The organism is Pseudomonas sp. MF4836 (assembly GCF_002018875.1).
Lineage (GTDB): Bacteria > Pseudomonadota > Gammaproteobacteria > Pseudomonadales > Pseudomonadaceae > Aquipseudomonas.
On sequence record NZ_MVOL01000001.1, the window covers coordinates 510,010 to 533,205 of the forward strand.

Consider the following 23,196-nt stretch of genomic DNA (forward strand, 5'->3'; position numbering starts at 1 on the left):
GTCGCGGGCGATCCATCCGGGGCCTGAGCATAGTCCTGTGCGGGTTCAAGTGCGAACCTTGCGGCATTCAGTTCGTACATCGCGAGCGCAATTCATCTAGTCTGATGCCCACGGCGGGCCTGATAGACGTCAAACGGAAGGGGGAAGCATGGACGAGCATGAAAACGACGTGACTCAGAACCGGCCGACGATTCTGTTGGTCGATGACGAAGAACCGATTCTCAACAGCCTGCGCCGCCTGTTGCGCAGCCAGCCTTACGAGATCCTGCTGGCCGACAGCGGCGCCAAGGCCCTGGAAATCCTTGAGCAGCGGCCGGTGGATGTGGTCATGAGCGATGCACGCATGCCGGGCATGGACGGCGCGACCCTGCTGGCGCATATCCATCGGCTTTATCCCTCGACGCTGCGTATCCTGCTCACCGGGTACGCCGACATGACGATGATCGCCAAGGCCATCAATGAAGGGCAGATTCATCGCTATATCAGCAAACCCTGGAACGACGATGAAATGCTGGTGACCTTGCGCCAGGCCCTGGTCTATCAGCATTCGGAAAGCGAACGCCAGCGCCTGGAAGCCTTGACCCAGCAGCAGAACGAACAGCTGCGCAGCCTCAATGTGACCCTGGAAAAACACGTGGCGGCCCGCACCGCCGAGCTGCAGCAGACCGCCGATATGCTCGACCTGGCCTATGAAGAGCTCAAGCGCAGCTACGTGACCGGAACCGAGGTCTTTTCGCTGCTGGCCAACCTGCGCTTGCCCAAGGCCAAGCAGACCAACCGTCAGATCATCGAATTGATTCGCGTCTACTGCGCCAGCCATGGCCTGGACGAAGCCGCAAGCCGCGACATGACCATGGCCGCCGCGCTCTACAACATCGGCAAGCTGAGCTGGACCGACAGCATGATGACGGCTCCGGCCGACCTGCTCTATCACACCGAGCGCGAGCTGTACCGGGCCTATCCGAAGCAGAGCGAGTCGTTGTTGATGACCCTGGAGCCGATGAAGGACGCGGCGCGGATCATCCTGCATCACCAGGAGCGCTGGGATGGCACCGGTTTTCCCGATCACCTCAAGGGCTCGGCGATTCCCCTGGGCTCGCGCTGGCTGAAGCTGGCGGTGGACTTTATCGAGTTGCAGCGCGGGTTGGTCCTCGAACGGCAGATGAACAGCGATGAGGCGCTGCTGTTCATTCGCAAATACGCCGGCAAATTGTATGACCCGGACCTGGTGGAAGACTTCGTCAACGTCTGCGCCACCTTCCTCAGCGACGTGACCCTGGCCGATCCGAGCGTCAAGGACCTGGGCACCCGGGAACTGGCCGCCGGGATGATCCTGGCGCGCAACCTGAATGCCGACAACGGCATGCTGCTGCTCAATGCGGGCAAGGTCTTGAGCATGGCCCTGGTGGATAAGCTGATCGCCTTCGAGGCCATGGAGGGCGGCAAGTACACGGTATTTGTGAAAATCCCGGAAGAGCCGGTCGAGACCGCGATCCTGGCCTCCTGAGCAGCCCTTGAGCGCCTGAGGGCGTCGAACATGTCCCTCAGCGCTGTAACACCGCCTTGAGCCGCGGGTCATTGAGGTAAGCGACGTTGAGCCGGGTCCAGGGGTTGATCCGCGATTGCTCCGGGGAAAAGATGTGCCCGGGGGCGATCATGAACCCTTTGGGCAGCAGTTGCCGGGTCAGCTCCCGGGCATCGTCGATATGGGCAAAGCGGGCCCACAGGTACAGGCTCTGCTCGGGGCGCACAAACACCTCGGCGCCGATTTCGTCCAGCAACTGCAAGCCGCTGTCGGTGGCGCTGCGCAGGCGTTCCTGGAGGCGGATCAGGTGGCGCAGGAAATGGCCTTCGGTGAGGATCACGTCCACCGTGCGCTCGCAGAACTCCGATGAGCTGGTGTGCAGCAGCATCTTCAGGTCGCCCAGTTCATCGATCAGCTCCTTGCTGCCGGCGATAAAGCCGACCCGCAGCGCGGCCGACACCGACTTGGAAAAACTCCCGACATACAGCGAGCGCTGCAACTGATCCAGGGCCGAGACCCTGATGCCCGAGGCCGGCTTGAAATCGGCCAGGGCGTCGTCGTCCACCAGGATGAGGTTGTAGGCCTGGGCCAGTTGCACCAGGCGAAACGCCTTGCTCGGCGAGAGGTCGGAGCCGGTGGGGTTATGGCCGATCGACTGGATGAAAAACAGCTTGGGCTTGTGTTCGCGCAGGTGCTGTTCGAGCACGTCCAGGTCCGGCCCGTCCGGCAGGCGCGGCACCGGCAGCATGCGCGCGCCCTGCAATTGCAACTTGCCGAACAGCGGGTAGTAGCCCGGGTCTTCCACCAGCACCGTATCGCCGTAGCCGACAAAGCGCCGGATGATCAGGTCCAGGGCGTGGTTGGCACCGTGGGTGGTGACGATCTGGCGCGGGGTGGCGCTGATCGAGTATGCCGCCAGTTTCTGCACCAGGTGCTGGCGCAGGCTGGCGTTGCCCAGGCGGTTGCCGTAGCGGAACAGGGTGCTGACCCCGGTGCGCATGATCTGCCGGGTGAACTTGTCGAGGCGCATGTCCATCAGCCACTCCACCGGCGCAAAGCCCTCTCCGAGGGGGGACTGCCCGGGCTCGCGCACGAACTGCTGGCGCATCAGCCAGATGGTGTCCATGGCCCGGGCATAGGGCGGCGGCTCCTCGGGTTCGCTGCCATTGGGCGCTCCCTGCTTGACGAAAAACCCCCGGCCATGGCGCGCCTCCACCAGGCCCTGGGAGGCCAGCGCCTCGTAGGCGTTGATCACGGTGTTTTTCGAATGGCCGAACAGGCGCATGCATTCGCGCAGGGACGGCAGGCGGTCGCCGACGCGGTAGGTGCCGTTGCCGATTTGCTCGGCAAGCGACGCCGCCAGTTGCTGGGCCAGGGTCAGGTGCGCCATGGGGGAAGTCCTGGGGGGAATTATGCGCAGGGTACAGCGTGGGTACTGTCTGTCCAAACTGTACCTTCTTTGCCGGGACGCAGCGGATTAGGGTGGCGCTCACTGAACAACAATAACTGCGACAGGATTTTTATGAGCCTCGATTCCCGCCTCCCCATGTTCCGTAGCATGACCCCGGCCGAACGCCTGAATCACTTGCAGGAGTTGCTGCAACTGCCCGGTGCCGATGTGGCGCTGCTGCGCGATGCCGGAGCACTGCCGCTGGAAATCGCCGATGGCATGATCGAAAACGTGATCGGAAAATTCGAATTGCCCTATGCGGTGGCCAGCAACTTCCAGATCAATGGCCGCGATGTGATCGTGCCCCTGGTGGTCGAGGAACCCTCGGTGGTGGCCGCGGCCTCGTTCATGGCCAAGCTGGCCCGCGAAGCCGGGGGGTTCCAGACCTCGAGCTCGCTGCCGCTGATGCGCGCCCAGGTGCAGATCGTCGAGGTCGAGGACCCGTTCAACGCCCGGCTGAGCCTGATGCGGCGCAAGGCGGAAATCATCGAGCTGGCTAACCGCAAGGATCAGTTGCTCAACCAGCTGGGCGGCGGCTGCCGGGATATCGAAGTCCATACCTTTGCCCAGAGCCCACGGGGGCCGATGCTGGTGGCGCACTTGATCGTCGATGTGCGCGACGCCATGGGCGCCAACACCGTGAACACCATGGCCGAAGCCGTGGCGCCGCTGATGGAGGAAATCACCGGCGGCAAGGTGCGGTTGCGCATCCTCTCCAACCTGGCCGACCTGCGCCTGGCCCGGGCCCAGGTGCGCATTGCCCCCGAGCTGCTGACTACCATCGCGTACAAGGGCGAAGAGGTGATCGAGGGCATCCTCGATGCCTATAACTTCGCGGTGATCGACCCGTACCGCGCCGCGACCCACAACAAAGGCATCATGAACGGCATCGATCCGCTGATCGTCGCCACCGGCAACGACTGGCGCGCGGTGGAGGCGGGGGCCCATGCCTACGCCTGCCGCAACGGCCACTACGGCTCCCTCACCACCTGGGAAAAAGACCGCCAGGGGCACCTGGTGGGCACCCTGGAAATGCCCATGCCGGTAGGCCTGGTCGGCGGCGCGACCAAGACCCACCCCCTGGCCCAGCTGTCGCTGCGCATTCTCGGGGTCAAGAGCGCCCAGGAGCTGGCGGAAATCGCCGTGGCCGTGGGCCTGGCGCAAAACCTCGGGGCCTTGCGCGCCCTGTCCACCGAAGGTATCCAGCGCGGGCACATGGCCCTGCATGCACGCAACATTGCCTTGTCCGCCGGGGCGCGCGGGCCCGAGGTGGATTGGCTGGTGAAACAGATGGTCGAAGCCCGTGACGTGCGGGCCGACAACGCGGCGGCGCTGCTGGCACACAAGCGCGCCGAGGGATGAGCCGCGCCGCGCAACAGGCGGTGCGCCTGGTGGAGGTCGGCGCCCGCGATGGCTTGCAGAACGAGGCGCAGGTCCTCACCCCCGAGGTCCGCCTGCAACTGCTGCAGCGGTTGGCGGATGCCGGCTTGCGCACCCTGGAGGCGGGGGCTTTTGTCTCGCCGCGCTGGGTGCCGCAAATGGCCGGTTCGGATCAGGTGTTCCAGGCCCTGCCCGAGCGTCCCGGGGTGACCTGGACCGCCCTGGTGCCCAATGTCCAGGGGCTGGAGGCGGCGCTGGCAGCCGGCTGCCGCGAGGTGGCGGTGTTTGCCGCAGCGTCCGAGGCGTTCTCGCAAAAAAACATCAACTGCTCGATTGCCCGCAGCCTGGAGCGTTTCGACACGGTGTTGCAGGGCGCGCGCGCGGCCGGGATCAAGGTCCGGGGTTATGTGTCGTGCGTCATGGAGTGCCCGTTCAGCGGACGGGTCGAGCCCGAGGCGGTGGCCACGGTCAGCGCCGCGCTGTACGCCATGGGCTGCTATGAAATCAGCTTGGGGGATACCCTGGGCAGCGGCACGCCGAGGGCCACTCGCGCCTTGATCAAGGCGTGCAGCCGGGTGGTGCCGGTGGCGGCCCTGGCCGGGCATTTTCATGACACCTACGGCATGGCCGTGGCCAACGTGCACAGCGCGCTGGAGGCCGGGGTCCGGGTGTTCGACAGCTCGGTCGCGGGTTTGGGGGGCTGTCCGTATTCCCCGGGCGCCACCGGTAATGTGGCCACCGAAGACCTGGTGTACCTGCTGGATGGCCTGGGGATGGAGCATGGCGTCGACCTGGATCGGCTGATGGCGGCCGGGGCCTTTATCAATGCCCGGCTGGGCCGGGAAACCGGGTCGAAGGTGGCGCAGGCGTTGCAGGCCAAGGGACGGCTCGCCATCGGCCATTGAGTGGTATCTCTTCACGTGCATAACAATAAAAGCCCGCAGGGGCGGTGGGAGAAGTGCTTTGAAACCCGAACTCTATGAAGTGTGGGGCGACACGGTTGACGGTCGTCACCTGATCTATTCGATCGGCATTGGTGCCTGCGTCAGCCTCGGCGCATTTTTCGGTGCCCAGCACCTGCTCAATGGCTGGGTCGAGTCGGCGCAGATGGCGCGGGCCTACGCCATGTTGCTGGGGATTGTCGGCTGCCTGATCGGCGGCGCCGTCAGTGCCCGTCTGTTCAAGCCCAAGCGCCACGTGGTGGAACACCAGGCGGATCTGGGGACGCGGACCCAGGTCCTGATTGAGCTGCAAAGCGAATTCGGCGACCTGGGGCGGCTCAGCGACCTGCCGCCGGAAACCATCGCCGAACTGCGGGAAATGGACCTCTATGAACTGTTCGCCCAGTACGAGCAGGCTCAGGTCGCGCCGGCAACCGGCAGTGACTTGCCGGCTGCCGTCGGCCCCGTACAAGGTGTCCGCCCATGATCGCGCCCTTGCTCGACACACTCCTGATGGCCCTGGGCATGGGCATCCTCGGTGCGGTGATCTTTGCCGGCATCGGCCTGATTTCCGGCAGCGATGAAACCACCACCCTGGCGCCCCTGACCCTGCTGGTGGTGCTGCTCGGCGTGCCGGCGCCCGGGGTGCTGACCTTCTTCCTGGCCGGCGCGGTGGCCAAGCACATGACCCACGCGGTGCCCACGGCGCTGCTGGGAATTCCCGGCGACACCATGGCCACGCCATTGATGCGCGAGGCCAACTTCCTGCGCAACCTGGGGGTGCCGCACATTGCCCTGCGCAAGATGATTTCCGGTGCGGTGATCGCGGCCTTGATCGCGGTGCCGATGGCGGTGTTGTTCGCGGTGATGCTGGCGCCGTTCGGCGACATGATCAAACACGCGGCGCCCTGGGTCTTTCTCGCAGCGGCGGTGGCCATTGCCTGGTTTTCCAAGGGGCGGCTGGCGGCGGTGCTGACCCTGATCCCATTCGTGATGGTGATCCTCGGCCTGCAAAGCTTCACCGGGCAGTACGGGGTCAAGCTCAGCGTCAGTTATTTCCTGGGGATCGCCATCGGGCCGTTGATCGCCGCGCTGTTTTCCATGCTGGCCCCGGCGGAGCGGGCGAAGATGCGCCGCGATCAGGTGCGGACCTTTTCGCTGTCGCCGGACGTCAAGAGCTGGGGCGGATTCTTCCCCAACCCGCTCAAGGTCCTGGACCGCAAGCAAAGCCTGTGGACCGGCATCACCGCGGTGATTTCCAGTGCCACCTTCGTCTTCAGCCCGGTGGCCATGACCGTGATCATGGGCGAGCTGGTGGGCTCCCGGGTGCGGCATGTCTACCACCGCCTGACCACGGTGATTACCGCGCGCAATGGCGTGACCGAGGCCACCTACATCGCCGAAGCGTTGATCCCGCTGATCGCCTTCGGCCTGCCCCTGAGCCCGGTGGCCGCGGGGCCGGCAGCGCCGCTGTTCAACGCGCCACCACGCTTCAGCGTCGACGCGGCCTCGGGCCAGGTCAATAACCTGCACTCGCTGCTCAGCACCTGGGAGTTCCTCGGCTACGGCCTGCTGGCGGTGGTGGTGGCGATCCTGATTGCCTACCCCTTCACCATGAATTACGCCCACCGCGCGGCGTCCTATGTGTCGCGCAAGATCAGCCATGAAGCGGTGATCGCGACTTTTGTCGGGCTGATCCTGGTGATCGGCATCTGGGAGGGCGGTTTGCTCGGCCTGTTGGTGATCGTCACCGTGGGCCTGCTGGGCGGTTTTCTCTCGCGTTTCCTGGGGTTCAACATCGGCGTGCAGTTCATGGGCTACTACACCGCCGTACTCACGGTGCCGGCCCTGGCCGCGCTGCTGGGTGCCTGACCTATGGCCTGCATAACAACACTATCGGGGTTTCATCATGCCTAAGCTGATTGCGCTCTCCCTGCTGTTTGCCCTTGTCGCTGCGGGCCCTGGAGTCCAGGCCGCCGAGCCGTTGCCGAGTCTGACCTACCCACCGGGTGGCGCCCGGTTGCAGGCGCTGCCGGTGGCCGAGCGCGACCTGCCGACGGTCACCGCCCAGCGCTGGCTCCAGGTCTCGGACCAGGGCTTGCAGCTCGAAGGGCCGTCGTTCGACCGCGCCGGCAACCTGCTGTTTGTCGAAGTCTTCGGCGGCCAGGTGCTCAAGGCCGATCCCCAGGGCCGGCTAAGTGTTGTGGTGCCAAAGAACGCCCTGGGCTCGGCCGGGCTGGCGATCCACAAGGATGGGCGGCTGTTCGTGGCCGGCCTGGGCAACTTCAAGGACAGCGGCAACCTCACGGTCTACAACGCCGACGGCTCGGACCCGCAGGTGCTCATCGCCGGCGACCGGCACTTTCTGGTGGATGACCTGGTGTTCGACCGCCAGGGCGGCTTCTACTTCACCGACTTCAAGGGCACCTCCACCGAACCCACCGGCGGCGTGTACTACGTGGCGCCAGGCAGCCAGCAGATCGTGCCGATCCTGCCCAGGCTGGCCATCGCCAACGGCATTGCCCTGTCGCCCGACGGCAAGACCCTGTGGGTCACCGAGTTCGCCACCGGGCTGCTGCACCGTATTGAGCTCAAGGATGCGCAGACCATCGCCCCGTTTGGCGAGGCGGTGGTGTACCGCTTCAACGGCCCGTCGCCGGACTCGATGCGGGTCGATCAGGACGGCAACCTGTATGTGGCCCAGTACAGCCAGGGGCGGGTGCTGGTGCTCAACCCCAACGGCCTGCCGATCGGCCAGATCCTGATCCCGGGGCGTGACGACGGGCACTTCCTGCGCTCCACCAGCCTGGCGCTCAAACCCGGCACCAACGAGGTGTACCTGGTGGCCAGCGACGGCGACCTGGGGCAGGGCAGCGCCATCTTCCGGGCCCGGGGGTTCGCCAAGGCGTTGCCGTTGTATTCCCATCAGTGACGGCGAGGCGGAGTCAGGCTCCGGGCGCGCCCAGGGGAATCGGATACAGGCCATGGGGGCTGTCATGCCAGGCGAACCCCAGGCCGAACGCCTGTTCCAGCCAGCCGGCCTGCCGGACTGCCTGGGGGCTGCCCGTGCCCAGCAGGCGGCCTTCGGCCAGGACCGCGATGCGGTCGGCGAAGCGCATCGCCAGTCCCAGGTCGTGCAGCACCAGCAGTTGCGCGCAATGGTCCAGGCGGCTGCGCAGGTAGTTCATCAGGCTCAGTTGGTGGGCGATGTCCAGGGCGGCGGTGGGTTCGTCGGCCAACAGCAGGGGCGAGTCGGCGGCCAGCGCCCAGCCGATCCCGGCTCGTGCCCGCTCGCCGCCGGACAGCTGGGACAGCCGCCGCTGCAGCAGGTGGCGGATGTCCAGGGAGTGGATCAGCGCCCGAGGCAACGGCTGGCCGTGCAGCGCCGGGTTGCGTCGGGCGCCCAGGCTCAGCAGCTCGGCCACTTGCAGGTCCCATTGGCTGCGAAAGTCCTGGGGCAGGTAGGCAAGCCGTTGCGCACGCTGCGCCGCGGGCCAGGCGGCAAGGGGCCGTTGCTGCAACTGCACCTGCCCGGCGCTGGTCGGCTGCACCCCGGCCAGGGCGCGCAGGGCGCTGCTTTTGCCCGAGCCGTTGGGGCCGACCAGCACCAGCAGCTCGCCGGGTTGCAGGTCCAGGTTGAAGTCATGCAGCACCGCTTGGCCGGCGTGTTCGACACACAGGCCCCGGGCCTGGAGGACGGGAGCGATGCTCATGGGGCAGGCCTCGTGCGGGTCAGCAAGACAATGAAAAACGGCGCGCCGAGCAGGGCGGTCAGCAACCCCAGGGGGATTTCCGCCGGTGGCAGCAGGCTGCGAGCCAGGCCATCGAGCAGCGCCAGCAGGGCGCCGCTGACCAGGGCACTGGCCACGATCAGGCGCTGGTGGGTCGGGCCCAGCAGCCAACGCACGGCATGGGGCGCGACCAGCCCGACAAACCCCACCAGCCCGCCCCAGGACACCGCCAGCGCGGTGATCGCCGCCGCCAGCAACAGCGCCAGGTTGATAAAGCGCCGGGGCCGCAGACCCATGCTGTAGGCCACCTGATCGCCGAACCCCAGCAGGTCCAGGCCATGGGCCAGGCGCCGGGCCGCCAGTAGCGCGAGGAGGGTGAGCAGGCCCAGCAGGCCGAGTGCGGCGAAGTCCGGGGTGTGGATGCCGCCCAGGGTCCAGCTCAGCACCACTTGCAGGTTGACCGTTTCATCCGACAGCGCCAGCAGCAGCAAGCTGCGCACGGCGCCGAGCAGGGCGGCAACGGCGATGCCGGCCAGCAGCAGGCCGCTGGTGTCGTTGATCCGCGTCAGTCGGGTGATCAGCAGCACCAGCAAGGTCGCGCCCCAGGCTCCGGCAAAAGCCAGCAGCGGCAGGCTCAGGGCCAATGCCAGCGGCAGCGGCACCAGCAGCGCAATGGCCGCCCCCACCGCCGCCCCCGGGGCGCTGCCAAGCAGGTAGGGCTCGGCCAGCGGATTGCGAAACACGCCCTGGAAAATCACCCCGGCCAGGCCCAGGCAGGCACCGACGCAAAAAGCCGCCAGCACCCGCGGCAGGCGCCAGGTCAGCAGCAGTTGGGCAAAGGGCGAATCGCTGCCGTGCCACAGCGCCACGGCGTCGCTCCAGTGGGCCAGTTCGGCGCCCAGCCACAGGGCAATCAGGATCGCCGGGATCGGCGTCAGGCACAGCAGGCGGTAGCGGCGGTCGACGCGGCGGGCGGCCCGGGTCATGGCGTGATCTCGCTCAGGGGCTTGGGAAACAGCTCAGGGTGCAGCAGCGCCGCCAGTTGCTCGACGCCTTCAACCACCCGCGGGCCGGGGATCAGCAGCAGGGCGCGGGGCAGGCTGTCGACCCGGCCCTCGGCCACTGCGGCAATGCTCTGCCAGCCGGGGCGCGATCCCAGGCTGGCGGCCTGTTGCGGGCTGCCGGCGACGATGATCCGGGTGGGGTTGGCGTGGTACACCGACTCGCCGCCGACCTGGCTCAGGCGGCTGTCGGCGAACAGGTTGCGCCCGCCTGCCAGGCGCAGGATGTCGCTGGTGTAGTTGTGCCCGCGCAGGGTCAGGTAGCTGCCGCGATCGTTACTGCCGGTTTCCAGGTACACCGCCACCGGCGGCTGCCCGGCCAGGCGCGCCTGGACCGCCGCGAGGCGTGCCTGCATGTGCTCGATCAGCTGTTCGGCGCCGCTTTCATGGCCGGTGGCCTGGCCCAGCAGGCGGATGTTGGCCTGCACCGCGACCAGGTCGCGGTGGTTGAGCACCAGGGCCGGAATGCCGATGCGCTGCAAGGGATCGACCAGGGTTGCGGCCTGCCGCGCCGGGGTCATGATCACCAGGTCGGCGCGCAGCCGGGCAATGGCTTCCACGGAAAACCCCAGGCGCCCACCGACCTTGGCCCGGGCGGCGATGTCGGCGGGGTAGCGGGTCCATGCCTCGACCCCGACGATGGCATCGCCGGCACCGATCGCCGCCAGCATCTCGACGTTGCTGGCGAAGATCGCGACGATGCGCTGCGGCTTGTGCCGGATCTCCACCGAGCGTCCCAGGGAGTCGACCAGGGTCCGGGGGAAGCCCTCATCCGCACGCACGCCAGGGCTTGCCAAAAGGCACAACAGCAGTAGCCAGCGCACCCGGCTTAAAACCGGTAGCGCGCGCCGAGGTACAGCTCGCGCCCCGGGTTGCTGTTGCCCAGGCCACCGTTGGAGGCGCGCGGATCGGCCAGCGGCGAGTCATTGCCGGTGGCGATAAACAGGCTGCTGCGGTCAATGTCGAACAGGTTGTTGACCCCGCCGAACAGGCTCAGCTGCTGGCTCAGGGTGTAGTTGCCGCGCAGGTTGAAGACCCAGAACGGCGCCTTGCGGTACACGTAGTTGGCATCCGGGTTCAGCAGCCGCTCTTCGGTGCGGTAGTACACCGGGCCGCGCAGGATCCCGTTCAGCCCCAGGTCCCAGTCACGCTCGCGGCCGTAGGTCAGGCCAAGGCTGGCCTGGTATTGGTACATGCGCTGGATCTGCTCGCGGTGCGGGCCGGTCAGGGTGCTGGCGGCGCCCTTGTCATCCATGTCGAAGTTCCAGTTGGCGTTGCTGTTGAGGCGCAGGATGCGCTCGTCACCCAGGGTGAGGGCGCGGGCCAGGTCGTATTGCCATTGCGCTTCAAGGCCACGGATCACCGCGTCGCCGTCGCCGTTCACGTACTGGCTGACATTGCCGCCCAGGGGGCGGCTGGTGATGCGGTCCTGGATCCGGTTCTGGAACAGCGCCAGGTCGAAGAACTGGTGGCGGCTGGTCAGGGTGATGCCGGTTTCGTATTGCAGGCTGGTCTCGGGCTTGAGGTCGGCATTGCCCAGGGTCTGGCTGCCGCTGGTGGTGGTGAAGTCGGCCGCCAGCTCGCCTGCCAGCGGTGCGCGGAAACCGGTGGAAACCCCGGCCCGCAGCTTGACCCCGGGCATGGCCTCGAAGGCTGCGCCGAGGCTGTAGGTGACCTCATCGAAGCTGCGGGTCTGTTCTTCGAGGGTCGGCATGTAGTCGGTCTTGACCGTGCTCGAGCGGCCATAGCTGTAGCGCGAACCGGCGCGCAGGGTCAGGCGGTCGTCCATCAGGCGCTGGATCAGCTCGGCGTACAGCGCGGCGCTGAGGTCATCGGAGTTGATGTCGTAGGGCGCCACCTGGCTGCTGGTGGAGCCGTTCATGGCCACGCGGAAACGATCATTGCGCAGTGTGCTTTTTTCCAGGTCCAGGCCCAGCAGCAGGTCGGTGCCGGGGCCCAGCAGGAACTGCGGCGTCAGCTTCAGGCCATAGGCGTCCAGGCGGCGCTCGATATGGTCCTTGCTGAACCCGGGGCTGCCGTTGCCCTGGCGCTCCGAACCCCAGTGCAGGTCGTCGACATCGCGCAGGGCGTAGACCTGGGCCGCCCAGTTCAGCCTGTCGGTCGGCTTGGCGGTCCAATTGGCTTCCAGGGACTGGTTATAGCGGTTGTCGTAGTTGTTGTAGTCCCATTGCGAACCGCGAAAGCCCGCGTCGTAGATACCGTCCGAGCGCAGAGTCAGGTCCAGGCGCTGGTCATCGGACAGGTCATAGCCCAGGGCCAACAACCCGCCCCGACGCTTCCACGAGGTGTTTTCCTGGGTGCCGTCCCGGCTCTGATAGTCACCGCGCCGGCCGCTGTCCAGACCCAGGTAGTAATCCAGTGGCCCGGACACGCCGCTCTGGAACAGGCTGCCCTGGGCCAGGCCCCAGGAGCCGCCCTGCAGGGTCGCGCCACCGCCTTCGGTGTTGCGGCCATTGCGGGTGATGATGTTGATCACGCCACCGATGGCCTGGCTGCCATAGATCACCGAGGCCGGGCCACGGATCACTTCAATGCGCGCGACCTGGGCCGGCGACAGCTTGGAAATATTCGCCGTGCCGGCCCGGCGCCCGTTGACCAGCACCGTTACCTGGCTGCGAAAGTCCCGGCCCTGGCCATCGGTATTACCGCCACGGATGTTGATCGAGGTCTGGCCCGGGGTCCATTCACTGAAAAAGCCCACCGCGTTTTCCGCCAGCAGGTCGGTCAGGTTGCGCGCCGAGGAGCGTTCGATCTGCTCGCTGTCGATCACCTGCACGGTGCTGGTGGCGTCCTTGAGCGATTCGCCGGCCCGGGGTGCGCTGACCAGGGTCGTGTCCATCTGCAGCACCGACGTTTTGTCGGCGGCCTGGGTGGCGAGGCTGGTGCTCAGCAGCAGGGGCAGGGCGAAGGTGTGGCGCAGGCTAGGCATGGGGGAGGTCCGCAGGCAGGTTCTTATGGGAGAGTTCACGCGTGCCAGAGCAAGCTGGCGGCGCGTTTCGGGGCGCTGGCCAGCCAGCCCCCCGGGGCCGGTTGCAGGTGATCCTGCAAATGCCGTTCAAGCAGCCCCAGCGCCGCGCCATCGAGGGCGCCGAGCTTCTCCCTGAAATGCATCAGGGCTGCTTCGGGGGTGGCGAACAACGTGCTGAACGCCCATTCGGTGAAGTGAATCTCGTCGGGCCGGGCGCTGGCCGGCAGCTCGGCCAGGGTCAGTTGATAGCCCGGGGTCATGTCGCTGCGGTGCAGTTGAGGCGGCAGGAACCCCGAGAGGCAATAGGTGCGCGGGCCCTCCTGGGCCGGCAGGTTCCACACCAGGGTGCCGCTGGCCAGGGGCCGCACCCGCTCGAGAAAGGCCTGGGCCTGGCCGTCGCTGACCGGGATGTTGGCGCAGAGCACGGTCTGTGTCGGCGCCAGGCCCAGGTCGCCGATGTCTTGCCAGAGGCCCGGGTGCAGGCTCAGGCTCACGGCCGGTTCACGGGCCGCCAGGCGCTCGATGCAGCGACCCATATAGGCGTTGGGCTCGACCACGGTCCACTGGCCACTTGGGGCCAGCAGATGCCGCCCAAGGATCCCCGAACCGGCGCCGATATCCAGCAGTTGCCGCTGCGGGCCGAGCAGTTGCAGCAGGCAGCCACCGACACGTTCGACATAGTTGGAGGCGGCCAGATGCTCGGCATAAAACGCCGCCTCGTGGTCGGGCCAGACAAAGGGAGCAGGGCGGGGCGAGGTGCAAAGCGTCATCGGAAAGCGCCGGGTTGAGCCAGGTCGGGCCACCCGCGGGAGCTGAAGCAGAAAGTGGCGGGCAGGGGACAGCATGCGCACGCCAAGGCCTGCACCCGCCCACCGCGGATTGCCATGTAGGGATCAGGCCGGTCTCCGGGCTCGCGAGGGGCATGAAACATTCGCCTTCCCATGCCCAGGCACAGTGGCTGTGTGAATGTTTCGCTCGCATACCGTTGCGGGGGCAGCGCCGGACTCGCCCAAAGGGCCTACCGGCTTCCCGTTTCACCCGCAGCACGACGGCTGCGGACACCTGAAACTGGCGCGCATCTGACCATTGAGGGACGGCAGCGTCAAGCGCCTAAGCCGCAAGCTTGCGGCTTGCAGCTTCAGAGCTTGATGACCACCTTGCCTTTGGCGCGCCCCTGTGCGACGTACTTCAGGGCCTCGGCGGTGGAGGCCAGCGGGTAGCTGCGATCGATCACCGGCTGGATCGCACCGGCCTCGATCAGTCGGCTCAGTTCACCCAGTTGTTCGCCGCTGGCGCGCATGAACACGAAGCGGTAGTGCACACCCGCCTGGCGTGCCTTGCGGCGGATGCCATGACTGAGCAGGCCCATGACCTGCTTCAGCCCCCAGGACAGACGCTGCTCCCGGGCAAAGTCGGCGGTGGGCGGGCCGGAAATCGACACCAGCAGGCCGCCGGGCTTGAGCACCTTGAGCGAACGCGCCAGGGTCGCGCTGTCCAGGCTGTTGAGCACCAGGTCGTAGCCGTGCAACAGGCTGTCGAAGGATTGGCGCGTGTAGTCGATGACCAGGTCCGCCCCCAGGGCCTTCACCCACTCGACATTGGCGCTGCTGGTGGTCGTCGCGACGAAGGCCCCCAGGTGCTTGGCGAGCTGGATGGCGAAGGTCCCCACACCGCCGGAGCCGGCGTGGATCAGTACCTTTTGCCCCGGCTTGAGCTGGGCGGTTTCCACCAGCACCTGCCATGCCGTCAGGCCGACCAGGGGAACGGATGCGGCGTGCTCCATGTCGAGGTTGGACGGCTTCAGCGCCAGGGCCGCCTCGGCCACGGCAATCCGCTCGGCGAAGGTGCCGATACGTGCCTGGGGAGGGCGCCCGTAGACCTCGTCCCCCGGCTTGAAGCGCCGGACCTCAGTGCCCACCCGCAGCACCACGCCGGCCAGGTCATTGCCCAAAACCAGGGGCAGGTGGTACGGCAGGATCAATTTGAATTCGCCTTTGGCGATCTTGGCATCAAGCAGATTGACGCTGCTGGCATGCACCTGGACCAGGACCTCGTGGGCTTGCACCTGCGGCTCGGGCACCTGGCCCAGCCGCCCGGTGTCCTGGCCGTAACGCTCGATAAAAAATGCTTGCATACACAGCCTCTCATGAGAGCGGTGCCCAACGCTGGCGCGCGGGTCGGCGTCAGCGGATGGTCGGGCATGCTCAGGTGGGCGCGGGCTCAGGACGCGCTGCGATAGCGCTCGGCGGCGCGGCTCTGGCGGATGTCGGTCAGCAGCACCTGGCGCGCGGCCTGCAGGTTGTCCCAGCGCGACACTTCATGCAGTGGCGGGATGGTCACCGGTTCGCGGCGATCGAAGCCGACCAGGGCCGCATCCACCAGTTCACCAACGTCCATGACCTCGGGCAGGGTGTTGATATCGATGCCGGAACGTTCCCAGATCTCGGTGCGCGTGGCGGCAGGCAACACGGCCTGGATATAGACCCCCTTGGGGGCCAGCTCCAGGGTCAGCCCCTGGGACAGGAACAGCACGAAGGCCTTGGTCGCGCCGTAGACCGTCATCCCCAGTTCCGGAGCCAGGCCGACCACCGAGCCGATATTGACGATGGCGCCGTCACCGGCCTCTGCCAGGCGCGGGGCGATCGCGCTGGCCAGCCGCACCAGGGCGGTGGTGTTCAGGGTCACGATCTGCGCCACCGCGTCCGGGGTCTGGTCGATAAAACTGCCGGACTGCGCGGCCCCGGCGTTGTTGATCAGAATGCCGATTTTGCGGTCATCGCGCAGGCGCGCCTCGACCTTGATCAGGTCGCTGGTCTGGGTCAGGTCGGCCGGCAACACATCGACGGCGATCCCGTGTTCGCGCCGCAGGCGGCTGGCGAGGGTGTCCAGGCGCGCCTGGTCGCGGGCCACCAGCACCAGGTCGTGGCCGCGACGGGCAAAACGCTCGGCGTAGGTGGCGCCGATGCCGGAGGACGCGCCAGTAATCAGAACAGTCGAAAGAGTGGTCATGGAAATGCTCTCTGGATCAAAAAGGGGGGCAAGCCGTAAGGCGCGAAATGCCGCGCCGGACTTTATGATGATGATCATAATCTTAATCGTCAATGGTTTTGATGATGATCGACATCAATGTATAGTGTGCGCCTGACGAGCAACGAGGCATCCAGCTATGAGGGTCACCAAGGCGCAGGCACAGGCTAACCGGGCGCACATCGTCGAGACGGCGTCGGTGCTGTTTCGGGAACGGGGGTATGACGGCGTGAGCGTGGCGGACCTGATGGCCGCCGCCGGCTTCACCCATGGCGGGTTCTACAAGCACTTCGCTTCCAAGGCCGACCTGATGGCCGAAGCGGCCGCGTGCGGGTTTTCCCAGAGCCTGGAAAACCGCGCCCAGGTCGATATCAGCGAGTTCATCACGCGTTACCTGTCCCGTGAGCATCGCGATGGCCGGGGCGTGGGCTGCACCATGGCGGCGCTGTGCGGTGACGCGGCGCGGCAGCCGGAAGAGATCAAGGCCACCTTCGCCAGCGGTATTGAAAACCTGCTGGCCGCCCTAGAGCCCGGGGAGGGGGCCAAGGATGAAACAGGCCAGCAGTTGCGCGCCGCCATCATCAGCCGGGTGGCCCATGCGGTCGGCGCCCTGGTGCTGTCCCGGGCGTGCCCGGATGACTCGCCACTGGCCGATGAGATCCTGGCAGTGTGCCGGACCCGGATCCTGGCATCGCTGCCGCCTTTATCGGTCGACTAGGCGACCCATGCCGGGCCTCGGCCGGCAGCCAGCAGGATGGCTGCTGCCGCGCGGCTAGTGATCGTCCTCGGGCCCGTCGTGCAGCAGGTGGAAGATGTTGCGCTTCATGCGGATAAAGTCCGGGTCCATGACCATGTCCAGGTTGCGCGGGCGGCCGATGGGCACGTCGAGCACCTCCTTGATCCGCCCCGGGCGTGCGCCCATGACGAAGATCCGGTCGCCGAGCAGGATCGCCTCGTCGATATCGTGGGTCACGAACAGCACGGTTTTCTTGCTGTGCTCCCAGACCTTGAGCAGCAGTTGCTGCATCTGCAACCGGGTCTGGCTGTCGAGGGCGCCGAAGGGTTCGTCCATCAGCAGGATCTGCGGGTCGTTGGCCAGGGCCCGGGCGATGGCCACGCGTTGCATCATCCCCCCCGAAAGTTGCTTGGAATAGTTATCGGCGAAGCGCAGCAGGCCGACTTCATTCAGGTAGTGCTCGACGATCTCCTTGCGCTCCGCCGCCGGCACGCCACGGCGCTTGAGGCCGAACTCGATGTTCTTGCGCACCGTCAGCCATGGAAACAGGGTGTAGCCCTGGAACACCATGCCGCGATCGGCACCGGGCCCATCCACCTGCTGGCCACCGACATAGATCTCGCCCGAAGTCGGCTCGGCCAGGCCCGCCGTCAGGTACAGCAGGCTCGACTTGCCGCAGCCCGAGGGGCCGACCAGGACCGCAAATTGCTGGTCCGGCACCTCGAACGACACCTGCTCCAGGGCGGTGAAGGTGCTGCCCGACGGGGTCTTGTATTGCAGGGTGACCTGATCCACCCGCAGTTGCGGCGCCGGCTGCGGGGCGATGCGGGCCTGGGTGAGTTGGGTGGGAGAAGTTGCGGTTACTGAGCCCATGCGGCCACCTTCAAACGGAGGAATCTGAATAGTTGATCGGTGATCAGGCCCAGCAGGCCGATCACGGCGATCGCCAGGAAAATCACGTCGACCTGGAACCCGCGCATGGCTTTGAGGCTGAGGTAGCCCAGGCCGCTGGAGGCGGCCACCAGTTCGGCCACCACCAGGTAGGTCCAGGCCCAGCCCATGGTCACGCGCAAAGTGTCGAGTACCCCCGGCAGCGAGGCCGGGGCGATCACGTGCAGCACCGCGTCGGCGCGGCTCGAGCCCAGGGTGTAGGAGGCGTTGATCAGGTCCTTGGAAATGCCCTTGGACACGTCGGCGATCATCACCAACTGCTGGAAGAACACGCCGAAAATAATGATCGACACCCGCTGCTCCAGGCCGATGCCGATCCACAGGATGAACAGCGGCACGAACGAGGTCACCGGCAGGTAGCGGATAAAGTTCACCAGCGGTTCGAGAAACGCCTGCACCACCCGGAAGCTGCCCATCAGCAGACCGATGGGCACTGCCACCAGGGATGAGATCACGAAGCCGATCATCACCACCTCGACGCTGGCCCAGACATGGGGCCCCAGGGTGCCGTCGCGGGCCAGGCGCAGGGCGGCGTCGAACACCGCCCCCGGGGTCGGCAGGAACATCGCCGGCACCACGCCGCCGTAGGACAGAAACGCCCACAAGCCGATCAGCAGGCCCCAGGCCAGGGCGCTGGCGCTCCAGACCACCTGGATCGGCAAGCCGGTCTTGGGCGTCAGGCAGCGGTTCAGCCACGAATTGCGCTTGGACATGGCGAGCTCCTATTTCGGGCTGATAAAGCGGTTGTCGATCAGGTCGCTGTAGCTGACGTTGAAGGCTTTACCCTGCAGCTCGCTGGCGGTTTCATTGGCCAGTTTGATCACCGTGGCCGCCTCGCCGGTGCTGCCATTGCTGCCCAGCAGCTTCTCGCTCATGGCCTGGTCGTAGAAGCGCACGCCCTTGGCCGCGGCTTCCAATTCGGCCGGGTCTGCCAGGTAGCCGCCGACGCCCTTGGCCATGATCGCGTAGGCCTCCTTCGGGTGCTCCTGGGTGTACTTCACGGCCTTGTACAGGCCGGCCACCAGGGCCTTGATGTCGTTCGGCTGCTTGTCGATAACATCGCAGCTCAGGGCTACCACATCGACGATCACCCCTGGGGTACTGCTGCTGTCCACCAGCACCTTGCCCTGTTGCTTGTTGCGCACGGTGGTCAGGTGCGGCTCCCAGGTCACGGCGGCCGGCACGCGCCCGGAAATAAAGGCGGTGGCGGCGTCGTCGGCGGTCATGTTCTGGATGTTCAGGTCGCTCATTTTCATGCCGGCGTTTTTCAGCAGGTAATTGAGCCAGAACTGCGACACCGAACCCTCGTTGACCGCCACCGACTGGCCCTTGAGGTCTTGCAGGCGGTTGACTTCCTTGCCCACCAGCACGCCATCGCCACCATGGCTTTCATCCAGGGCGGCCACCGCCTTGAAGCAGAACTGCGGTCGGTACTTGAGGATCTCATCCAGAGTCGAAGCCGAGCCGGACAACTTGCCAGAGGCCTGGGCCGCCATGTACATCGAGGCTTCCTCGATGGTCGGCAGGTCGACGGTGAGCCCGCCTTCCTTGAAGTAGCCCAGGTCCTTGGCCAGGTACAGGGTGCCGTAGCCGACCCAGGTGGTATGGCCGATGGACAGGGTGCCGGCCTGGGCACCGCTGGCGACGCCGGCGGCGATAGCGGTGAAGACCAGGGGACGCATGCAGCGCGAGACGAAAGACTTGATCATTGAGCACTCCCGGAACGATGGTTTTTAGTTCGTATATCTCGGGGCAGTGGGGCTAGACGCCAAAAACGGGAACATCCTGCGGGTCTCTGACGGACCTTTTGCCGCTGTGGGGCGAGGTTGATGTTGGCTGATGTCGAGGGGCAGGAAAATTAGTAAATATGTCGTCGCTGACGATGAAAAAGATGGGCTGTTTTTGTGGCGAGGGAGCTTGCTCCCGCTGGCCTGCGCAGCAGGCCCTACCCCTGGCACCTCGATACATCTGGCCCAGCGCGCGTTGCCATTTGCGGCCGCTGCGCAGCCGAGCGGGAGCAAGCTCCCTCGCCACATGGGAGGGGAGCCAGGTCGCAGGGGCGCCGCACTGCGCTGTTTTTGTGGTGAGGGAGCTTGCTCCCGCTGGCCTGCGCAGCAGGCCCAACCCCTGGCCCCTCAATACATCTGGCCCAGCGCGCGCTGCCATTTGCGGCCGCTGCACAGCCGAGCGGGAGCAAGCTCCCTCGCCACATGGGCGGGGAGCCAGGTCGCAGGGGCGCCGCACTGCGCTCTTTTGTGGCGAGGGGAACCAGGTCGACCGAATCGTCAGCTGGTCACCGCCTGGTTCAGGCGGGTGGCACTGGCGGCCTGGGGCGTGCCGTGCAGGATCAGGTCGGCGGCTTTTTCGCCGATCATGATGCACGGCGCGTTGGTGTTGCCGCTGATCAGGCTCGGCATGATCGAGGCATCCACCACCCGCAGCCCCTGCACCCCATGCACCTTCAAGTCCGGGCCCACCACGCTCATGGGGTCGAGCCCCATCTTGCAGGTGCCCACCGGGTGGAACACCGTCGCCGCGTACTCGCGCACATAGGCCAGCAATTGCTCGTCGGTCTGCACCGCCTTGCCGGGCAGCATCTCCTCGCCGCGAATGGCGTCGAACTGGCTGTCGGCCAGAATTCGCCGGGCCAGTTTCAAGCCCTCGATCAGCACCTGGGCGTCGCTCGGGTCACTGAGGAAGTTGAAGTCGATCAGCAACTGGCCGTCTCGGTCCAGGCGCAGTTCGCCAATGCTTTTGGGCCGCAGCACGCAGGTGTGCACCGCATAGCCGTGGCCCCATTCGAACAGCCGTCCGCGATGGCTGCGATAGCCCGGTACAAAGTGGAACTGCACATCGGGCACGGCCCCGGCCAGGGGCGTGCGCGCAAAGCCGCCGGCCTCCACGTAGTTGGTGGTGAGCCAGCCCTTGCGCGCCAGCAGGTAGCGCAGGGGCGCGGCGAGAATGCTGGGCAGCGAGCCCAGGGAGAAGCCCAGCGTCAGTGGGCTTTTCGAGCGAATGGTGAGCAGCCCGTCGAGGTGATCCTGGAGGTTTTTGCCGACCCCGGGCAGGTCATGCCGGACCTCGACCCCGGCCTGTTGCACCTCGGCGGCCGGGCCGATACCGGACGCCAGCAGCAGCTGCGGGCTGCCCAGGGAACCCGCGCACAGCAGCACTTCACGGCGGGCAAGCAAGGCCTGGGGCTGGCCCTGGATGTCCACCTGCACGCCGCGGGCCACCCGCTGTTCGAGAATCAATGAGCGCACCGCACAGTTGGTGACGACGGTGAGGTTGGGTCGCTCCCGGACCGGCGCGACAAAGGCGCGGTAGCTCGACAGGCGCCGGGCATTTTTCTGCGTGAGGTTGTAAATCCCGCAGCCTTCGAGCCGCTCGCCGTTGAAGTCATCGTTGCGGGCCAGGCCCAGGCGTTGCGCGGCCCTGACAAACAGTGCCGACACCGGGTTGGGGTCGCGCGCCGCCTCGACATTGAGCTCGCCGCCCGTACCATGCAGACGCGGGTCCTGGCCCAGCTGGTTGTTCTCCGACTTCTTGAAATAGGGCAGCACGCTGTTCCAGTCCCAGCCCGGGCAGCCGGCCTCGGCCCAGCGATCGTAGTCGCTGGCATGGCCGCGAATGTAGATCATGCTGTTCATCGAACTGGAGCCGCCCAGGGCCTTGCCCCGTGGCGTGTGCAGGCGGCGCCCGTTGAGGTTTTTCTGTGGCGTGGAGAAGAAGTTCCAGCTGTAGGTCTTGCTCTTGTACAGGGTGATGGTGCCCGCCGGGGTCTGGATGCGCTGGCTGTTGTCGTGGCCGCCGGCTTCGATCAGGCACACGCTGACGCTCGGGTCGGCGCTCAGGCGGTTGGCCAGGACGCAGCCGGAGGAACCGGCGCCGACAATGATGTAGTCGTAGTCAGTGTTCATGCATTTCTCCCTGCGGGTTTGAGTGCTTGCTGGCGGCTGCGACGGCGGCTGGCCAGGTAGTAGACCGGCGAGATCACCAGCAGCCCGACGATCCAGGAAATATCGGCGCCGCCCATGGCCTGGGCGATGACCCCGGTGTACAGCTCGGTGGCCATGAACGGAATCTGCACCAGCACCCCGAGCACATAGCAGCCCACCGCCGTCCAGTTGAAGTAGCCGTAGATCCCGCCGTCGCGACGGAAGAACGAGTCGACGTCGTAGTTGCCATGGGCGATCAGGTAGTAGTCCACCAGGTTGATCGCAGTCCAGGGCACCAGCACATACAGCAGCAACAGGATGAAGTTGGTGTAGTTGGCCATGAAGTCATCCTGGCCCAGCAGCGCCAGGGCCAGGGCAATGGAGAACAGCAGCAGCGCGGTCACCGCCCGCGACAGGGCGCCGGCCGACCACGTGGGCACCAGGGTCTGGCCCACGGTGATGGCCGAGAGGGTGCCGCAATACAGGTTCATGGCGTTGGTGGCGGCGATGCCGATGGAAAACACCGCCACCACCAGGGTCGCGATGCTGCCGGTCATCTCGATCAGGCCGCTGATGATGTCGCCTTCCACACTCAGGCCAACCACCACCCCCAGGGTCATCGGCAGGATCGAGCCCAGGCAGCAGCCCCAGTAGCTGGACCAGAACGCGGCGCGGCCACCGGTGTCGGCCGGCATGTAGCGCGAGTAGTCCGAGACATAGGGCGCATACGCCAGTTGCCACAGGGCTGCGATCGATAGGGTGCCGAGAAAGCCCTGGAGGTTGGTCTGGTTGCGTTGCAGGAAGTCCGCCGGCAGCCCGTGCACGCCGATGATCCAGGCAAAGCACAGCAGCAGGATCGCCCCCGACACGTAGGACATGAGCCGGGTGTAGGCGTGGATCAGGCGATAGCCGAACACCGTCGCCACCACACTGATCAAGCCCACCAGGACGATGCCCTGGTTGGTGCTGAACAGCGGGTAGCGGCTGTGCAGCGATTGCCCGCCGAGCACCAGGTTGGAGGCGAAAAAGCCCAGGTACATGATCACCACCAGGGCCACCACCAGCAGCGAGCCGTAGGAGCCGAACTGGCCCCGGGTCTGCACCATCTGCGGCACACCCAGTTGCGGGCCCTGGGCCGAGTGCAGGGCCATGAAGATGCCGCCGATCAGGTTGCCGGCAATCAAGGCGGCCATGGCCGCCAGGAACGGCAACTTGAACACCGTGACCGCCAGCGCACCGGTGACCACCGTCAGCAACATGATGTTGGAGCCGAACCAGATGGTGAACAGGTCGCGGGCGCGACCGTGGCGCAGGTGCCGGGCAATGGGCTGGATGGTGCTCAGTTCAAGGGTTGCGGCTCTGTTGTCGTTATTATTCATCGGTCATTCACTCTGGTATCGCCCGGGCAAACACCCAGGCATGAGTTGCAGGCAAGGAGGATCAAGCCGGTAAACAGTGCCCGGCCGG

The 23,196-nt window shown here is 66.2% G+C and carries 20 protein-coding genes and 1 riboswitch; of the genes, 7 read left to right on the forward strand and 13 right to left on the reverse strand.

Annotated elements, in window-relative coordinates; translation table 11 throughout:
* The first annotated feature begins 148 nt into the window (after window positions 1-148).
* Window positions 149-1,507, forward strand: a complete 1,359-nt coding sequence (locus MF4836_RS02340) for an HD domain-containing phosphohydrolase (RefSeq protein WP_078468918.1) — start codon at window positions 149-151, stop codon at window positions 1,505-1,507.
* 37 nt (window positions 1,508-1,544) lie between these two features.
* On the opposite strand, the gene MF4836_RS02345 is transcribed toward MF4836_RS02340, so the two are convergent.
* Entirely contained in the window at window positions 1,545-2,915 is a 1,371-nt protein-coding gene (locus MF4836_RS02345) for an aminotransferase-like domain-containing protein (protein ID WP_078468919.1), read from the reverse strand.
* Between the two features lie 132 nt (window positions 2,916-3,047).
* Between MF4836_RS02345 and MF4836_RS02350 the strand changes: the two genes are divergently transcribed.
* Genes MF4836_RS02350 through MF4836_RS02370 form a run of 5 tightly spaced genes read left to right on the forward strand, consistent with a single transcriptional unit; the run spans window position 3,048 to window position 8,228 of the window.
* Entirely contained in the window at window positions 3,048-4,337 is a 1,290-nt protein-coding gene (locus tag MF4836_RS02350; RefSeq protein ID WP_078468920.1) for a hydroxymethylglutaryl-CoA reductase, degradative, read from the forward strand.
* The gene (locus tag MF4836_RS02355) at window positions 4,334-5,260 is read left to right on the forward strand and encodes a hydroxymethylglutaryl-CoA lyase (RefSeq protein WP_078468921.1); all 927 of its coding nucleotides are present in this window, start codon (window positions 4,334-4,336) and stop codon (window positions 5,258-5,260) included. Before MF4836_RS02350 ends, MF4836_RS02355 begins: the two co-directional genes overlap by 4 nt.
* Window positions 5,261-5,318: 58 nt before the next feature.
* Window positions 5,319-5,783, forward strand: coding sequence for a hypothetical protein (locus MF4836_RS02360; RefSeq protein ID WP_078468922.1), 465 nt, complete (start codon window positions 5,319-5,321; stop codon window positions 5,781-5,783).
* The gene (locus MF4836_RS02365; RefSeq protein ID WP_078468923.1) at window positions 5,780-7,168 is read left to right on the forward strand and encodes a tripartite tricarboxylate transporter permease; all 1,389 of its coding nucleotides are present in this window, start codon (window positions 5,780-5,782) and stop codon (window positions 7,166-7,168) included. Before MF4836_RS02360 ends, MF4836_RS02365 begins: the two co-directional genes overlap by 4 nt.
* A gap of 37 nt (window positions 7,169-7,205) precedes the next feature.
* Window positions 7,206-8,228 (forward strand): SMP-30/gluconolactonase/LRE family protein, encoded by a 1,023-nt coding sequence (locus MF4836_RS02370; RefSeq protein WP_078468924.1) that lies wholly within the window; start codon window positions 7,206-7,208, stop codon window positions 8,226-8,228.
* Window positions 8,229-8,241: 13 nt separating this feature from the next.
* Here the strand turns inward: MF4836_RS02370 and MF4836_RS02375 are convergent, their stop codons facing one another.
* The 7 genes from MF4836_RS02375 to MF4836_RS02405 form a co-directional block, all read right to left on the reverse strand.
* Complete coding sequence (locus MF4836_RS02375) at window positions 8,242-9,009, reverse strand: ABC transporter ATP-binding protein (RefSeq protein WP_078468925.1); 768 nt, start codon at window positions 9,007-9,009, stop codon at window positions 8,242-8,244.
* Window positions 9,006-10,013, reverse strand: a complete 1,008-nt coding sequence (locus tag MF4836_RS02380; RefSeq protein ID WP_078468926.1) for a FecCD family ABC transporter permease — start codon at window positions 10,011-10,013, stop codon at window positions 9,006-9,008. The genes MF4836_RS02375 and MF4836_RS02380 overlap by 4 nt, the downstream gene beginning before the upstream one ends.
* A complete protein-coding gene (locus MF4836_RS02385) occupies window positions 10,010-10,870 on the reverse strand; it encodes an ABC transporter substrate-binding protein (protein ID WP_078468927.1) in 861 nt (286 codons plus the stop codon). The genes MF4836_RS02380 and MF4836_RS02385 overlap by 4 nt, the downstream gene beginning before the upstream one ends.
* Before the next feature lie 47 nt (window positions 10,871-10,917).
* The gene (locus MF4836_RS02390; protein WP_078468928.1) at window positions 10,918-13,038 is read right to left on the reverse strand and encodes a TonB-dependent receptor; all 2,121 of its coding nucleotides are present in this window, start codon (window positions 13,036-13,038) and stop codon (window positions 10,918-10,920) included.
* A 35-nt stretch (window positions 13,039-13,073) separates the two neighbouring features.
* On the reverse strand, window positions 13,074-13,847 hold the full coding sequence (locus tag MF4836_RS02395) for a class I SAM-dependent methyltransferase (RefSeq protein ID WP_078468929.1): 774 nt from the start codon (window positions 13,845-13,847) through the stop codon (window positions 13,074-13,076).
* 109 nt (window positions 13,848-13,956) lie between these two features.
* Window positions 13,957-14,158: riboswitch (cobalamin riboswitch) on the reverse strand.
* A gap of 57 nt (window positions 14,159-14,215) precedes the next feature.
* Window positions 14,216-15,211, reverse strand: coding sequence for an NADP-dependent oxidoreductase (locus tag MF4836_RS02400; protein ID WP_078468930.1), 996 nt, complete (start codon window positions 15,209-15,211; stop codon window positions 14,216-14,218).
* An 86-nt stretch (window positions 15,212-15,297) separates the two neighbouring features.
* Window positions 15,298-16,086, reverse strand: coding sequence for an SDR family NAD(P)-dependent oxidoreductase (locus MF4836_RS02405; RefSeq protein WP_078468931.1), 789 nt, complete (start codon window positions 16,084-16,086; stop codon window positions 15,298-15,300).
* A gap of 157 nt (window positions 16,087-16,243) precedes the next feature.
* Here MF4836_RS02405 and MF4836_RS02410 point away from each other — a divergent pair, with 157 nt between their 5' ends.
* Complete coding sequence (locus MF4836_RS02410) at window positions 16,244-16,822, forward strand: TetR/AcrR family transcriptional regulator (protein ID WP_078468932.1); 579 nt, start codon at window positions 16,244-16,246, stop codon at window positions 16,820-16,822.
* A gap of 54 nt (window positions 16,823-16,876) precedes the next feature.
* Here the strand turns inward: MF4836_RS02410 and MF4836_RS02415 are convergent, their stop codons facing one another.
* The 5 genes from MF4836_RS02415 to MF4836_RS02435 form a co-directional block, all read right to left on the reverse strand.
* Window positions 16,877-17,713, reverse strand: a complete 837-nt coding sequence (locus MF4836_RS02415; RefSeq protein ID WP_020298635.1) for an ABC transporter ATP-binding protein — start codon at window positions 17,711-17,713, stop codon at window positions 16,877-16,879.
* Window positions 17,701-18,504, reverse strand: coding sequence for an ABC transporter permease (locus MF4836_RS02420; protein WP_078468933.1), 804 nt, complete (start codon window positions 18,502-18,504; stop codon window positions 17,701-17,703). The genes MF4836_RS02415 and MF4836_RS02420 overlap by 13 nt, the downstream gene beginning before the upstream one ends.
* A gap of 9 nt (window positions 18,505-18,513) precedes the next feature.
* Entirely contained in the window at window positions 18,514-19,500 is a 987-nt protein-coding gene (locus MF4836_RS02425) for an ABC transporter substrate-binding protein (protein WP_078468934.1), read from the reverse strand.
* Between the two features lie 576 nt (window positions 19,501-20,076).
* Window positions 20,077-21,711 (reverse strand): GMC family oxidoreductase, encoded by a 1,635-nt coding sequence (locus MF4836_RS02430; protein ID WP_078468935.1) that lies wholly within the window; start codon window positions 21,709-21,711, stop codon window positions 20,077-20,079.
* Window positions 21,708-23,108, reverse strand: a complete 1,401-nt coding sequence (locus tag MF4836_RS02435; RefSeq protein ID WP_020298639.1) for a purine-cytosine permease family protein — start codon at window positions 23,106-23,108, stop codon at window positions 21,708-21,710. Before MF4836_RS02435 ends, MF4836_RS02430 begins: the two co-directional genes overlap by 4 nt.
* Window positions 23,109-23,196: the final 88 nt, after the last annotated feature.

Coding starts and splice junctions, on each gene's coding strand:
- MF4836_RS02340 (WP_078468918.1), top strand. CDS start 149: ATGGACGAGCATGAAAACGACGTGACTCAGAACCGGCCGACGATTCTG.
- MF4836_RS02345 (WP_078468919.1), bottom strand. CDS start 2,915: ATGGCGCACCTGACCCTGGCCCAGCAACTGGCGGCGTCGCTTGCCGAG.
- MF4836_RS02350 (WP_078468920.1), top strand. CDS start 3,048: ATGAGCCTCGATTCCCGCCTCCCCATGTTCCGTAGCATGACCCCGGCC.
- MF4836_RS02355 (WP_078468921.1), top strand. CDS start 4,334: ATGAGCCGCGCCGCGCAACAGGCGGTGCGCCTGGTGGAGGTCGGCGCC.
- MF4836_RS02365 (WP_078468923.1), top strand. CDS start 5,780: ATGATCGCGCCCTTGCTCGACACACTCCTGATGGCCCTGGGCATGGGC.
- MF4836_RS02370 (WP_078468924.1), top strand. CDS start 7,206: ATGCCTAAGCTGATTGCGCTCTCCCTGCTGTTTGCCCTTGTCGCTGCG.
- MF4836_RS02375 (WP_078468925.1), bottom strand. CDS start 9,009: ATGAGCATCGCTCCCGTCCTCCAGGCCCGGGGCCTGTGTGTCGAACAC.
- MF4836_RS02380 (WP_078468926.1), bottom strand. CDS start 10,013: ATGACCCGGGCCGCCCGCCGCGTCGACCGCCGCTACCGCCTGCTGTGC.
- MF4836_RS02390 (WP_078468928.1), bottom strand. CDS start 13,038: ATGCCTAGCCTGCGCCACACCTTCGCCCTGCCCCTGCTGCTGAGCACC.
- MF4836_RS02395 (WP_078468929.1), bottom strand. CDS start 13,847: ATGACGCTTTGCACCTCGCCCCGCCCTGCTCCCTTTGTCTGGCCCGAC.
- MF4836_RS02400 (WP_078468930.1), bottom strand. CDS start 15,211: ATGCAAGCATTTTTTATCGAGCGTTACGGCCAGGACACCGGGCGGCTG.
- MF4836_RS02405 (WP_078468931.1), bottom strand. CDS start 16,086: ATGACCACTCTTTCGACTGTTCTGATTACTGGCGCGTCCTCCGGCATC.
- MF4836_RS02410 (WP_078468932.1), top strand. CDS start 16,244: ATGAGGGTCACCAAGGCGCAGGCACAGGCTAACCGGGCGCACATCGTC.
- MF4836_RS02415 (WP_020298635.1), bottom strand. CDS start 17,713: ATGGGCTCAGTAACCGCAACTTCTCCCACCCAACTCACCCAGGCCCGC.
- MF4836_RS02420 (WP_078468933.1), bottom strand. CDS start 18,504: ATGTCCAAGCGCAATTCGTGGCTGAACCGCTGCCTGACGCCCAAGACC.
- MF4836_RS02425 (WP_078468934.1), bottom strand. CDS start 19,500: ATGATCAAGTCTTTCGTCTCGCGCTGCATGCGTCCCCTGGTCTTCACC.
- MF4836_RS02430 (WP_078468935.1), bottom strand. CDS start 21,711: ATGAACACTGACTACGACTACATCATTGTCGGCGCCGGTTCCTCCGGC.
- MF4836_RS02435 (WP_020298639.1), bottom strand. CDS start 23,108: ATGAATAATAACGACAACAGAGCCGCAACCCTTGAACTGAGCACCATC.